Source organism: Agrobacterium burrii (assembly GCF_017313405.1).
GTDB classification, from domain to species: Bacteria; Pseudomonadota; Alphaproteobacteria; order Rhizobiales; family Rhizobiaceae; genus Agrobacterium; species Agrobacterium burrii.
This window is the reverse complement of record NZ_JAFLNA010000015.1, coordinates 134,713-148,171: the sequence shown is the minus strand read 5'-3', so window position 1 is coordinate 148,171 and position 13,459 is coordinate 134,713. Positions and strand designations below refer to the sequence as shown.

The following is a 13,459-nucleotide window of genomic DNA, read 5'->3' as shown; positions in this document are numbered from 1 at the left end:
GGGGCCGCTTGTTCTACCGGCTCCGCCGATGAAACCTTGGAACCTGCCTGTTTAGATTTCACAAAACCACTGAATGAAGTGTTACCTAATATATGCAAGTGCTCATAATTCGCTGCGCTGCAACCTTATTCGAGAAGCGATTTCGGGTGGAGCACCGTCAGTTTTCGACGAACAGTTTTTCGACTGCAAAATCGATGAAAACCCGCAGCCTTGGAGCCATGAACCGGGCAGACGGCCAGACTATCGAGAACTGACCCGGCGCGGCGAGATGTTCGTTCAAGACTGGCTCGAGCAGACCATCCCGGATGGCGTCCATCGCCAGAAATTCAGGCATGTAGGCGAGGCCCATCCCATCGATCGCCGCCGCCCGTATCGCTTCCATATTGCCGCAGGTGAGAGCGACACGCATGGTCGACAGGGGGTTATCACCATCTTCCAGCAGCCATTCCTGAAGCTTGCCGGAGGTCGGAAAGCGGAACCGCAAAGCTTCATGGTTCGAGAGTTGGTCAGGATGACGGGGCATGCCCATTCGTTGAAAATAGGCTGGCGACGCGCATAAAACGAAACGGAACGGTCCCAGACGTCGTGCGATCAGGCTCGAATCGTCAAGCTCGCCGCTGCGGATTGCCGCATCGAAGCCGCCTTCGATCAGATCGACCCGCCTGTCGTTGAAGTCGAGTTCCAGCTCGATATCAGGATATCGTCGACGGAATTCAGGCACGATCGGCAGCAGAAATCGGTAGCCGATCGTCGGAAGCGTCACCCGCAGACTGCCGCGCGGCAGAGCCTGATTATCCGTGACCGCCTCATGGGCGTCGCGCAGATCGGTCAAGATGGCGCGATACCGCTCAAACAGCATCGCCCCTTCATTGGTCAGCGTGACCTTTCGTGTGGTGCGGTTGAACAGCCGCACGCCCAACGACGCCTCCAGCCGGGCGATACTTTTTCCGACCGCAGACGGTGACAGTCCGAGGCTTTGCCCGGCCTTGGCGAAATTAAGCCTTTCGGCAACGCGCACAAAAGCATCGATCTCGCTCAACTTATCCATAGTCGTTCATTAGAGAATTTTGATCCGCAATGAAAGGCCGACAAGGCCGATTATCGAACTGCATTCGTCGGATGAAAATGTCGCGACATCATTTTCACTATCGGAGTTCGCATGATCGACACTTCTTACAGGCCACCCGTCAGCCGAAATTCGGTTTTGGCGGCGGTATGTCTCGCCGCCCTGACACTTCCCTTGAACTTCTCCGCCGGCGCGGTCGCGACGCCGGCGATTGGACGCGATCTTGGCGGATCGCCGGAATCTCTCACCTGGATCACCAATGCTTTCATGCTGGCTTTCGGAAGCCTGTTGATGGCGGCCGGCGCGCTGGCGGATCGATATGGCAGACGGCGCGTGTTTCTGATTGGCCTTGCGCTATTTGTCGGCTTTTCCTTCGCGCTTGGGCTGGCGCCTTCAGTCTGGATCATCGACCTGTTACGCGCCGGTCAGGGCGTGGGCGCGGCTGCCGCACTGGCTGGCGGAACGGCGGCGCTGGCGCAGGAATTCGACGGCCATGCCAGAACGCGCGCCTTTGGGCTATTGGGAACGACCTTCGGCGTCGGTCTTGCCTCCGGTCCGCTGCTGACGGGATTGATGATCGAGACCATCGGATGGCGGGCGATATTCCTCGCCGGCGGCCTGATCGGCCTTCTGGCCCTGATCCTCGGCCCGCCACGGATGCGAGAAACGAAAGATCCCGATGCTGCGCAGCTCGACTGGCCGGGAGCAGCGAGTTTTACCCTCACACTTACCCTGTTCACCGTGATGATGATCGAGTTTCCCGTTCTCGGGCCTACTGGCGTTACCGTTTTCAGCCTCGGATTTGCGATTTCGCTCGCGGCCTTCATCATGATCGAGATGCGGACGGCGCGGCCGATGCTGGACCTGTCGCTGTTCCGTTATGCGCGGTTTGTGGGTGTGCAATTGTTGCCGATCGCCACCTGTGCCTGCTTCGTCGTTCTTCTGGTTATCATTCCCTTGCGCCTGATCGGCATCGAGCAACAGGGAGCGATAAAGGCGGGGCTCATCATGCTGGGACTGTCGGCCCCGATGCTTGTCGTGCCGATCGTGGCGACGATGTTGGCCCGTCATGTTTCACCCGGCCTGCTCTGCGGCACCGGCCTGTTGATCGCCGCTGCCGGTCTCGTCTGGCTTGCCGGTTTCACCGCAGAAGATGGCAGCATGATCGTTCTGCCCATGCTCGTCATCGGCATTGGAGCCGGCCTGCCCTGGGGCCTGATGGACGGCCTGTCCGTCGGCGTCGTGCCGGTGGAACGCGCGGGAATGGCGACGGGCATATTCAGCACTGTGCGGGTTGCCGGTGAAGGCATTGCGCTGGCAATCGTCAGCGCTGCTCTTTCCGCCTTGATTTCAGCCTCGCTCGGACGGCTGACGCCGCTCTCCGTATCTCTTCTAAACGAGACAGGGCAACGGCTGGCAGTCGGCGACCTGAGCGGGGCTGCGGCAATATCGTCCCACATCGGGGATGGTGTCTTGGGCGACGCCTATCAGACTGCGTTTTCGACGCTTTGCTGGTGGCTTGCCGCAGTGACGGCGCTCTGCGGGATCGCAATTTTCATCCTGCTGCCGAATGCTGCGACGGTCGCAAACGGTGAGGTCGAGCAACAGACAGCCCCGCAAGGGTAGAGACCGAAAACCCACCGACGCGCGCGGGGCGCGTCGGCCTATCCTGTGATGTGTGCCGGCTGCTATAGCCGACACACTGTGCATTCGATCAAGCCAGATGCTGGTTGAAGAAACCGGCGATCCGGTCGAACGGGATCTTGTCCGCGCGATCGTAAAGATCGACGTGATTGGTATCCGGAATGATCACCAGTTCCTTCGGTTCAGCTGCGGCGGCGAAAGCGGTTTCACTGAAGTAGCGGGAATGCGCCTTCTCGCCATGAATAATCATGACCGGACGCGGCGATATCTCGGCGATATAGGTCAGGATCGGCATGTTCATGAACGACAGCGGTGTGGTCTGCGACCAGGCATTGCCGGAGTTGACGGCACGCGCATGATAGCCACGCGGCGTCATGTAGTAGTCATGGTAGTCGATCAGGAACTGCGCTTCGCCACCCTTTAGTTCGTTATAGGCCGGCTGGTAGGCGGGCGTTCCCTTCTCGGCATCCACCCAGCGCTGCCGGCTCATCTGCTCCAGCGCCTGTGTGCGTTGCTCAAGGGTGACGCTGTCATTGTAGCCTTTCGACATCACCCGCGTCATGTCGTACATGGTGCTGGCCACGACGGCCTTCACGCGCTTGTCTGAAGCAACCGCATTCAACGCCATGCCACCCCAGCCGCAAATACCGATGACGCCGATACGCTCGCGATCGACATAAGATTGCAGGCCGATGTAATCCACCGCCGCGCTGAAATCCTCGGTATTGATATCAGGCGAAGCGATGTTGCGAGGCTCGCCACCACTTTCTCCGGTATAAGACGGGTCGAACGCCAGCGTGGCAAAACCGCGCTCCGCCATGGTCTGCGCGTAAAGTCCCGAGGACTGCTCCTTCACGGCACCGAACGGACCGCTGATGACGAGGGCCGCCAATGGCTGGTTTGCGCGGTTCTTCGGCAGGTAAAGGTCGCCCGCCAGGGTGATGCCATAACGGTTTTTGAACGAGACCTTCTCGTGGTCAACATTGTCGCTCTTCGGGAAAACCTTGTCCCAGGCAGTTGTCTGGGCGAAGGCCTGTGTCGTGCCTGCAGCCTGCACCATGCCGATTGCGGCAACGGCGATGCCCGTTGCCTTCATCAGGTTGCGCCTGCCGGTGTTGAGTGTCTCGGTCGTTTTAATGTCGTTGGTCATGGGAGGTCTCCTGTGTGGATTAAATGCGTTCGATACGCAGCGGAAACTCCCCGGGGAGATGCAGCGCTTCATAGCCTTGTTCGAAGCGTCCCAGCCGGATCAGGCCGGGATGCCTGTAGTTGGCATAGAACATCGCCAGATTGCCCCAGGGCATGTAATAACAGAGGTCGTATGGTCGCTCATTGTCGAATGGCCCATGGCCTTCGACGGTCAACTTTCGCGGCAGATAAACGATCTTTTCGTTGGAGCTGAAGTCAGCAATCCTGAGATCGAGCGGCAGCATGGATGCGAAGTCGCGTGCCGATGGATTGTCGTAAAGTACCGCCGTCATCGTGTTTTCTCCTGATGTCAGCTTGATTTTCACTTCAGTCCGCTCCTGATTGTTGGGGCCGCTCTTACTGAAACCCCGGCCGGGGACGATGATTGCAGCGATTGCCAGCGCCAGCAGTTCACGTCGTTTCGGCTGGGCAAATCTCATGCGCCTGCTAGTCTCCGTGTCACCCGCCAGGCGACAAGGGAAACGAGCGAGGAACCGCTGAGCAGCAGCGCGCTCATGGTGAAGGCCGACCACCAGCCGAAAGCGTCGAATAAAACGCCGCCGAACGAGGCTCCGGCCGTAATCGCCAGCTGGATGACGGCAACCTGCAGCCCGCCGCCCGCCTCGGCGTCATCGGGGAGAATACGGCTGAGCCACGTGCCCCAGCCGACGGGCGCGGCGGTTCCAAGAAAACCCCAGCCGACAAGTGCGGCGATGACGGCAATTTTCACATCGCCCAAGGCGACCATGACAAGAGCGATACCGGCCATCAGCAAAGGGATGATCACGAGAATGCTGAACAGGCGTTTGTGCAGCAGCCTTCCGATGACCCATGTCCCGACAGCCCCCGCCAACCCCATGATCAAAAGGAGAAACGACAGCGTCTCAATTCCAACCTGTGTGACCTTTTCAAGAAATGGTCGCAGATAGGTGAAAAGCGCGAACTGCCCCATGAACAACAGGAAGATCGCGGTCATGCCTGCCGCGACAGGCGGGCGGGCGAGCAACCGGAAAACATTGGCGGATTTGCGTTCGCTCCGGGGTGGAAGTGCAGGCAGGGTGATCCACTGCCACAGCAGCGCCAGCAGCCCGATCGGCACGACCAGAAAGAAGGCGCCGCGCCAGCCGATATAGGCGCCCAGCAGGCTTCCGAGTGGTGCAGAAACCGTTGCCGCAACGGCGTTACCGGCGTTGAGCAAAGCTAGCGCCTTTGGCACTTGCTCGCGGGAAACGAGCCGCATCACAATGGCGGTGGACATCGACCAGAAGCCGCCGATCGAAATGCCGAGCAATGCCCGGCCGAGCATCAAAACGGGGAAAGACGGCGCAAAGGTCACGACCAGACCCGATACCATCAGCAACGCCGTGAGGCCGAGGACGACGATACGCCGGTCAAGCCGCTGCGTCAGGCTGGCAATGAACAGGCTGGTCACCACCGCAAAAATACCCGAGATGGAAATCGCCTGCCCCGTATTTCCTTCCGAAACCCCGAGATCGGCGGCAATCGGCGTGAGCAGACTGACGGGCATGAATTCCGACGCGATCAATACGAAAGCGCACAGCGTCATGCACAGAACGGCGCTCCACGCCGCGCCTTTGCTTTCTATGTTTTCATTATAGATAAGGGTCACTCGTTCGGTCCCGTCGAAATTTGTTTCTGTGTTCGGACCGGAAGATATTGCCGGGAGACTTTGCCGACAATCCGTGCTAATCCGCATGAACTTATCGAAACTCAATATCAATCGAGGCTTTGATGCAGCGCGAGGACATGAAGGACCTGCTGTGGTTCATGGAGGTGGCCAAGGAACGCAGCTTCACAAAGGCCGCGGCGACGCTTGGAACGTCGCAATCGACATTGAGCTACACCATCAAGCAGCTGGAGGCCCGATTGGGCGTTCGTCTTTTGACAAGGACGACACGCAGCGTTGCAACGACAGACGCCGGCGAGCGGCTGTTTCTGTCACTTGCGCCACGATTTGAGGGCATTGCAGCCGATCTGGTGGACCTCGTCGCTTTCAGGGAAAAGCCCTCCGGCACCGTGCGCCTCACCCTGTCCGACCATGCTTTGCAGATGACCGTCTGGCCGAAATTGAGCCGTATTCTCTCGGCCTATCCGGACATCCATGTCGAGCTTTATAGCGACAACGGCATGCGCAATATCGTTGAGGAACGCTTCGACGCCGGCGTGCGCTTAGGGGAAAGCGTCGACAAGGACATGATCGCCGTGCGGATCGGCCCGGACTGGCGTCTCAGGGCCGTGGCTTCACCGGACTACTTTTCAAGGCACGGCATCCCCGCCACACCGCAGGATCTGGTCGGCCATACCTGCATCAACACACGCCAGGCAACCTGGGGCGGATTTTACGCCTGGGAGTTTGAAAAGGACGGACACGAGCTGCGGGTCAGGGTTGACGGGCAGTTGAGCTTCAATTCCTCGATGTCCCAGATCGATGCGGCCATAAAGGGTTACGGGATCGCTTACGTTCCGGAGGATATCGTTGAGGAACATATCACTGAGGGCAGATTGCAGGCGGCTCTTGATGACTGGAGCGAGCCCTTCACCGGCTACCATCTGTATTACCCCAGCCGACGCCAGATGTCGCCGGCGATGAAGGTGATCGTCGATGCCCTTCGGCATCATGTTTGATACACCATGACGATGCTACGTCATGATCCGAATAATCCCAATGTCAAAACAGGAGAACCGCTAACATGACAGTACCAACACCATCATTGGCGGCCTTGGCCGAAGAGCAAAAGTCGCTGGAACTGTCGGCATTCAACTACGAGTTCGCCTGGACGCTGGGAAAACGAATTCGTCATAGGGCGTATGAGGGCAATTTGCCGGTGGCTATCGAGGTTCGCCACGGCATGGACGTTATTTTTGCAACGCTTGTCGGCGGCGCAACGATCGACAATTTCGACTGGACTCGCCGGAAATGCGCAGCAGTTCACCGTTTTCATCGCAGCTCTCTGCAGCTCAGACTGGAGGCGGAGGAAGGGGGCTATGATTTCAATCAAAAATTCAAGCTTCCGCCGACCGACTACGTCGCAAGCGGCGGCGGCGTTCCATTGATACTGAAAGGTGGAACGCTCATCGGTACAGTTGCGGTCAGTGGCCTTCCCAATGTCGAAGACCACAATCTCGTGGTGGCCGTTCTCAGGGAGCTCCTGTCATAGATGGCAATTGCGGCTTGGCAGTCGAAGCGACCGCATCGGAGAAAATTCAGTCAGATACTGGGATTTGCGATATTTTGTCGTAGACGACGGCTTGCGGAATATCCGCCACCATTTGTCTTGCGGTGGCCACCAGTTGTTCCACTTCGAAGATGACCGGCCGGCCGGCCGCCGTGACGAGGCCCCACTGGAACGGTATGTGGAATGAAAGGGGCAGAACGCGGACCCCTTCCACCGGCAGCCCCCAGAGGGTGATCGATTCGACGATGGCGACGCCAAGCCCCATGCGCGCCAGCGAAAGGGAAACATAGGTCGCATTGCTGTCGATGACAGAGGAAAGATCGACACCGAGACTGGAAAGTACGTCGTTGATCCGCATGCGAAGGCGGAAGGGGTTGGCGGAGGCGATAAGCCGGTGTCCGGCAAGGTCTTCCGCAGAGATCACCGCCTTTTGCGCCAGTGGATGATCCTCCGCAACCACGGCGACGCACGGCACCTCCCCCAGCCAGTGGATGTCGATGCCGGGATTGTCGAGCGGAAGGCTGACAGCACCCAGATCCGCCGTGCCGGCCATCACTGCCTGCACGACATTTTCCGAAGAAATGCTCTGCAGATGCACGTGATCGGGAAACCTGTCGGTCGGCAGGGCCGCGAGCGCCCTCGGCAGAAGGCTGGAGGCAATCGCCGGAATGGCCGCCACCTCGATGGCCGTGCGGCGCGCGGCCCGGATGTGCCGTGCGCTTTCGCTGATCGTTCTGAGACCGCTGAGAAACAGTTCCGCCTGGGCAAAAAAGGCGACACCCTTTTCGGTGGGGGTGATGCGCGGGCCGTTGCGATGCAGCAGCGCAAAACCGATTTCGCCCTCAAGGTCCTGAATGAGGCGCGTGACGACGGGTTGCGACTTGCCCAGCGCTTTTGCCGCACCGGTAATGCTGCCGATCGAAACCACCGCCACGAAAGCCTCGAGCTGCCGCGTATCGAGATAGTCAGACACCATTTTCCACTCCACCCCGAGACATGTGCTTTTCCGTATCGTCAACGCGCTATACCGGCCGGCTCGCCCGTCTGCAACCAAAGCGCCGCACGCCGGTCAAAGGGATCGAGAGTAGCGCCAAACCCGGCCACAAGCGCCCGCAGAACCATCGGCTTTTCAGCGTGATAAAGCGGCCATTCGCCATTCGGCGCGGCGGGCCGTTCGTCCTTTATGAATGAGACCCACAGTTGGTGGATTGCCTTTGCAAAACCCGCATCCGTCACCCGTTGACGCTCCGGCAGGTCACGGCTGTTGGAGCCATCGCGATACCAGACGGAGCCGACTTCCGCCCCGTGCGGCGCACCGAGTTCATCGGCCTCCAGCGGGCCGTAGAGATATTTATAGACCGGGTTGAAACGGGCATGCAGCCTGGCGAAACGGATAGCGGGGAGCTGGAAAACCAGATCGCCGGCAACCGCGCGCCAGATGCCGCGTGCACTGTGGCCCGGCAAGGCGGCACGATAGCGTTCGACAATGCCGGAACCGGCAAGGCCAAGCGGCAGAACACGCTCATGCAGCAGTTTCGCGCAGAGTGTGAAATCCATCTTCGGCTGCGCCGTCGCGTGGGTAACGTACTCTCCAGTCGTGCAGCCGATCATCATCGGCACGGCGGCGGTGCGCCCTGCCTGCGCGGCAGTTTCCGGGTGTTCCAACAGGCTCACCCCATCGACAACAGGCACAAATGGCACGCCGAGCATCGCCGCCGTCCCGTCGCGGGCAAAATCATGCTGCCCATAGGACTGGTTGCAGAGATCGCGCTGGATTTCGAGCAGCCTGTCCATGGGAAAAGCCGCAAGCGACGCATCGTCCGTATTCGCCGCCGCCAGAAAGCGGTGCGAGAGCTTGGCGGCGTCCTCAAGGGACGCAATTGCCGTGCTTGCCCCACTCTGCGGCATGGCCCGGTGAAAAAGCCCTTTCGCCCGAGGCATGGCCATCAGCGTCGCGACCGCAAAGCCGCCCGCCGAGCGCCCCGCCAGCGTCACGCGGTCAGGATCGCCACCGAAGGCGGCAATATTGTCGCGCACCCATTCGAGCGCAGCAATGAGATCGAGCAGACCGCGATTGTCAGGCTTGCCCTCGACATGGAGGAAACCCAGTGCACCCAGGCGATAATTGACCGTGACCTCAACGATGCCGCTTGCCGCGAAAGCGCCGCTCTGCAGCACCGGCTCATTGGCCGAACCGACAGCATAACCGCCGCCATGGATCCAGAACAGCACCGGCGACCGGCCCGCCGGGTCCGGCGTGCGGATGTTGACGGTGAGAAAATCCTCGCCGAATGCAAGTTTCGAGGTCGCAGCGGTGCCGACCGGACCATAGGTCGGGATTTGTGGACAGACGGGGCCAAGCCGGGTGGCATCGCGCACATCCTGCCACGGCAAAACCGGCTGCGGCGCTTCGAAACGCCGCTCCGGCGTGACTGGCGCGGCATAGGGCACGCCGAGAAAGGCGTGAATGCCGTTTTCCCTGATACCCTGCAGCGCGCCGGCTGCCACTTGAACAATCGTCATGTCACAGCACCTTGCGCAATCCGATCAGCCGCTCCACCGCCACGACCACACCGACGGAAATGAGGATGAGGATGACGGAAAGAGCGGCAATCTGCGGATCGGTGGAATATTCAAGATAGTGATATATTTCAGTCGGTAGTGTCGAAGACTTCACAGAAACGATGAAGAGTGAGATCGTCGCTTCGTCAAAGGAAATCAGGAAGGCGATGACCGCGCCGGCGATGAGGCCGGGTCGCACGAGCGGCAGCGTGATGCGCCACAATACCATGGCGGGCGATGCGCCGTGAACGCGCGCCGCTTCCTCGATACGGCGATCCACCGCCATCAGGCTCATGGTGATGGTGCGCACCGTATAGGGCGTGGTGATGCCGAGATGGGCGAGGAAGATGCCGGTATAGCTGTCGAGCAGGCCAAGTGGCCCAAGCACCAGCATCACACCCACGGCCAGCACGATATGCGGCACGAGGAAGGGCGCAAGGATCAGAAAATTGAGCGCGCCCTTGCCGCGGAATTCGTGCCGCGACAGCGCCAGAGACAGAAGCAGCCCCGCAAAGATCGAAACGAACCCGACAAGCAGGCCGATGCCGAGGCTTCGCCAGAAGGCGCTGATGAACTTGGCATTGGCGAACACCTTGGCATAGGAGCCGAAGGAGAAACTTTCCGGCGGAAAGGCCAGATATTGCCGCGTATCGAAGGAAATGATCAGAACGACGATGATCGGCGCCAGAAGAAACAGATAGAGCAGCGTCAGCAGCAGCGCGTGGGCGAGACGTCCGAATTTCGCGTCCATGGTCGGCCTCACGTCTCAAGCGCGCGCATCGCGCGCTGGTAAATCACGATCACGCTGCCGAACAGGACGAGCAGCAGCACGGAAAGTGCGGCCGCCAACGGCCAGTTCAGCGTCACCGTCGCCTCGTTATAAACCTCCGTGCCGATGACGAAGACACGGCCACCGCCCATGAGGCGCGGCGTGACGAAGGACGAGATGGCCAGCACAAAGACCAGAAGGGCGGCGGTCAGAACGCCGGGCAACGACAGCGGCAACACGATGCGGGTAAACACCCGCAGCCGGTTTGCCCCGAGCATGGCGGCGGCCTCCTCAAACTGCGTGTTCAGCCGGCCGAAACCGCTCAGCATCGCAAGGATCGCATAGGGCATCAGGATTTCGACCAGTGCGACGGTCGCGCCGAAATAATTATTGGTCAGCCGGACGACGCCGTCCGTCAGCCCGGAGGATTGCAGCGCCGTGTTGATCACACCCCTGTCCCCCAGAATGACCATCCAGCCATAGGTGCGCACCACCGACGAGGTGAGAAGCGGCGCAACGGCAAGTGCGGTCAACACACCGCGCCAGCGGCTCTGGGTGCGGGCAAGAAAGAGAGCGATGGGATAGGAAAGAACGACCGCCAGAACAGCAACATTCACGCCGAGATAAAGCGTGTTCCAGGCGATTTTCCAGTAGAACGGGTCGAAAATAACGGTGCGGTAGGATTCGAGCGTCCAGTCGCCGCCGCGAAGGGCGGCCATCGCCGAGGACGCGAACGATGCCCGCACCAGCCAGATGAGCGGCAACAGGAAGGTCGTCAGCAGCGCGACAAGACCCGGCAGGAGCAGAAGAAGCAGGATGCCGCGATGCGATGCACCGCCACTGGCAGAATGGCTTGCCCCCGCCATCAGGCCGCCTCCCCGATCAGCGTCACATCCTCGGGCGCAACGGAAAGCGTCACCCGCTCGCCCCTGGCCGGCAGGGCGGCGGCATGGGTGGGCAGATCGGCCTGCAGGCGATGCTCGCCCGCGCGCACGCCGAGCGTCAACACCTGCCCACGATAGGTAACGTGTTCGACGATGCCGGAAAAGGCGTTGACGCCCTCGCCCAGCACGAAGCGGTGCGGACGGACCAGAAACCGCGCTTTCTGGCCGGCAGGGATTGCGCCAGAGAAATGCAGGACACCGAGACCGGGAATTTCTGCCCGGCCGGGCGCAACCACGGTGCCCGCGAGAAACGAACCCGCACCGATGAAGGAGGCGACGAAATCCGTTTTTGGCCGGTCAAAAATCTCGCGCGGCGTGCCGATCTGTTCAAGCCTACCTTCCGACATGACGGCAAGCCGGTCGGCCATCGACAGGGCTTCATCCTGATCATGGGTGACGAAAATGCTGGTAACGCCCGTGCGGTTCTGGATGTCGCGGATTTCATCGCGCATCTCATCGCGCAGTTTCGCATCGAGATTGGAGAGCGGCTCGTCGAACAACAGCAGCGCAGGTTCGATGACGAGCGAGCGGGCGATCGCCGCCCGCTGCTGCTGGCCGCCGGAGAGCTGGGAGACACGCCTTTCGCCAAGGCCGGAAAGCTTGACCAGATCAAGCGCCCTTGCCACGCGGTCCTTGCGCTCCGACTTTGGAATGCCGCGCATTTCCAGCCCGAAGGCGATGTTTTCGGACACATTCATATGCGGAAACAGGGCATAGGCCTGAAAGACCATACCCATATTGCGCTTATGGACGGCGGTTGCGGAGATATCGCGGCCATCCAGCCGGATTTCGCCCGATGTTGCCGGGATAAGACCGGCGATCATACGCAGGATCGTCGTCTTGCCGCAGCCGGATGGCCCCAGCAGCGCCAGCATTTCCCCGCGCGGCAGGGAAAGGCTCACGTGATCCACGGAGGGCTTGAGGGCGCCCGGATAGGTCTTCACGAGATTGTCGATCTCGACATGATGATCGGCCATGGCGTCCTCTGCTTCCTGTCTCAATTCGCCGCGATGACCTCGCGGTTGATCCGCTGTATCCATGCCGAATATTTGTCCGCCACGAAGCTCCAGTCGAGCGAAGACTGCGCTGCCTGCGCTTCCTTGCTGCCATATATGCGTGCGGCGACCGGCTCGCTCAGAGAAACCTTGCTGTTGACCGGGCCGTAGAAGCTCTTTTCGGCGAATGTCGCCTGCGCCTCGGCGCTCAGCGCATAATTCACGAAAAGCTCGGCGGCCTCCTTGTTGGCGGAACCTTCGACGAGACCGATCGTGTTCGTCTGGCCGATGGAGCCTTCCTTCGGCAGGGCTACGCCGATCTTGCCGCCCTGCGTGTCATGCAGATATTGCGCGCGGCCATTCCAGCAAATGGAAAGATCAACTTCGCCGCTCTGCACCACCGCATAACAATCCGGCGCCGGCTCGAAGGTCGAGACGCTCGGCGCAATCTCTTTCAGGAAATCGATGCCCGGATCAATGGAGGTCTTGTAGTCGCCTCCCTTCAACTTGGTGAGGATCGGCAACAGGATGACACCGCGGGTATCGGAAAGCTTGGCGGCGATCTTCCCCTTGTATTTCGGATCGGCAAGATCGGCCCAGCTTGTCGGCGGCTCCTTCACCGTTTCGGTATTATAAAGGATGGCAAGATTGTCCTGCGAGAACGCGATGGCGCGGTCGCCGTCGATGCGCGCCCATTCCGGCTGGTCTGCAAGGTTCGGCACCTTGGCGGCGTCGAGCCTGGTGAACAATTCTTCCTTGTTCGCCTTGATCGCAACCGAAACGTCGATCAGGGCGACATCGACCTTCGGCTCGGCGCGCTGAAGGGTGAGCAACGCCAGCGTTTCGGCCGAATTCTTGCTCTGTTGATAATTCACCTCAATGCCGGGATGCTGGGCCTTGAAGGTGTCGATGATGAATTTCTGATAGTTATCCGCAAAGACGCCGGAGAAACCGACGATATTGACGGTGCCTTTCGTCGCATCCTGCGCAAAGACGGTGCCCGAGAGCGATGCGATCCCGGCGGCAACGATGCCGGCGACAATCGCGGCCTTACGGCGCTGATGAGCATTTTTCATTTCAATTGCCTCCGTTTT

Annotated in this window: 13 protein-coding genes; 3 read left to right on the top strand and 10 right to left on the bottom strand. The window is 60.1% G+C overall.

Annotated elements, in window-relative coordinates:
• Positions 1 to 157: 157 nt before the first annotated feature.
• Entirely contained in the window at positions 158 to 1,048 is an 891-nt protein-coding gene (locus tag JZX89_RS23730; protein ID WP_207135513.1) for a LysR family transcriptional regulator, read from the bottom strand.
• Between the two features lie 111 nt (positions 1,049 to 1,159).
• Between JZX89_RS23730 and JZX89_RS23725 the strand changes: the two genes are divergently transcribed.
• Positions 1,160 to 2,692 carry an MFS transporter gene (locus tag JZX89_RS23725; protein WP_246746788.1) on the top strand — a complete coding sequence of 511 codons (1,533 nt, stop codon included), beginning with the start codon at positions 1,160 to 1,162 and terminating at the stop codon, positions 2,690 to 2,692.
• A gap of 88 nt (positions 2,693 to 2,780) precedes the next feature.
• On the opposite strand, the gene JZX89_RS23720 is transcribed toward JZX89_RS23725, so the two are convergent.
• From JZX89_RS23720 to JZX89_RS23710, 3 genes are read right to left on the bottom strand one after another with little or no spacing between them, the layout of a single operon-like run.
• Positions 2,781 to 3,860 carry an alpha/beta hydrolase gene (locus tag JZX89_RS23720; protein ID WP_207135512.1) on the bottom strand — a complete coding sequence of 360 codons (1,080 nt, stop codon included), beginning with the start codon at positions 3,858 to 3,860 and terminating at the stop codon, positions 2,781 to 2,783.
• Between the two features lie 19 nt (positions 3,861 to 3,879).
• Entirely contained in the window at positions 3,880 to 4,338 is a 459-nt protein-coding gene (locus tag JZX89_RS23715) for a cyclophilin-like fold protein (protein WP_207135511.1), read from the bottom strand.
• Positions 4,335 to 5,528, bottom strand: coding sequence for an MFS transporter (locus tag JZX89_RS23710; RefSeq protein ID WP_207135510.1), 1,194 nt, complete (start codon positions 5,526 to 5,528; stop codon positions 4,335 to 4,337). Before JZX89_RS23710 ends, JZX89_RS23715 begins: the two co-directional genes overlap by 4 nt.
• A gap of 122 nt (positions 5,529 to 5,650) precedes the next feature.
• Between JZX89_RS23710 and JZX89_RS23705 the strand changes: the two genes are divergently transcribed.
• Together JZX89_RS23705 and JZX89_RS23700 are read left to right on the top strand one after the other, a co-directional pair.
• Complete coding sequence (locus JZX89_RS23705; RefSeq protein ID WP_207135509.1) at positions 5,651 to 6,544, top strand: LysR family transcriptional regulator; 894 nt, start codon at positions 5,651 to 5,653, stop codon at positions 6,542 to 6,544.
• Positions 6,545 to 6,609: 65 nt separating this feature from the next.
• Positions 6,610 to 7,077: a heme-degrading domain-containing protein gene (locus tag JZX89_RS23700; protein ID WP_207135508.1), complete on the top strand. Its 468-nt coding sequence runs from the start codon at positions 6,610 to 6,612 to the stop codon at positions 7,075 to 7,077.
• Positions 7,078 to 7,123: 46 nt separating this feature from the next.
• Here the strand turns inward: JZX89_RS23700 and JZX89_RS23695 are convergent, their stop codons facing one another.
• From JZX89_RS23695 to JZX89_RS23670, 6 genes are read right to left on the bottom strand one after another with little or no spacing between them, the layout of a single operon-like run.
• Complete coding sequence (locus JZX89_RS23695) at positions 7,124 to 8,071, bottom strand: LysR family transcriptional regulator (protein ID WP_207135507.1); 948 nt, start codon at positions 8,069 to 8,071, stop codon at positions 7,124 to 7,126.
• A gap of 38 nt (positions 8,072 to 8,109) precedes the next feature.
• Positions 8,110 to 9,618, bottom strand: coding sequence for a carboxylesterase/lipase family protein (locus tag JZX89_RS23690; protein ID WP_207135506.1), 1,509 nt, complete (start codon positions 9,616 to 9,618; stop codon positions 8,110 to 8,112).
• A gap of 1 nt (position 9,619) precedes the next feature.
• Positions 9,620 to 10,408: an ABC transporter permease gene (locus JZX89_RS23685; protein ID WP_149901344.1), complete on the bottom strand. Its 789-nt coding sequence runs from the start codon at positions 10,406 to 10,408 to the stop codon at positions 9,620 to 9,622.
• An 8-nt stretch (positions 10,409 to 10,416) separates the two neighbouring features.
• Complete coding sequence (locus JZX89_RS23680) at positions 10,417 to 11,292, bottom strand: ABC transporter permease (RefSeq protein ID WP_207135505.1); 876 nt, start codon at positions 11,290 to 11,292, stop codon at positions 10,417 to 10,419.
• On the bottom strand, positions 11,292 to 12,347 hold the full coding sequence (locus JZX89_RS23675; RefSeq protein WP_174374909.1) for an ABC transporter ATP-binding protein: 1,056 nt from the start codon (positions 12,345 to 12,347) through the stop codon (positions 11,292 to 11,294). The genes JZX89_RS23680 and JZX89_RS23675 overlap by 1 nt, the downstream gene beginning before the upstream one ends.
• A 20-nt stretch (positions 12,348 to 12,367) precedes the next feature.
• Positions 12,368 to 13,441, bottom strand: a complete 1,074-nt coding sequence (locus JZX89_RS23670) for an ABC transporter substrate-binding protein (protein ID WP_153516768.1) — start codon at positions 13,439 to 13,441, stop codon at positions 12,368 to 12,370.
• Between the last annotated feature and the right edge of the window lie 18 nt (positions 13,442 to 13,459).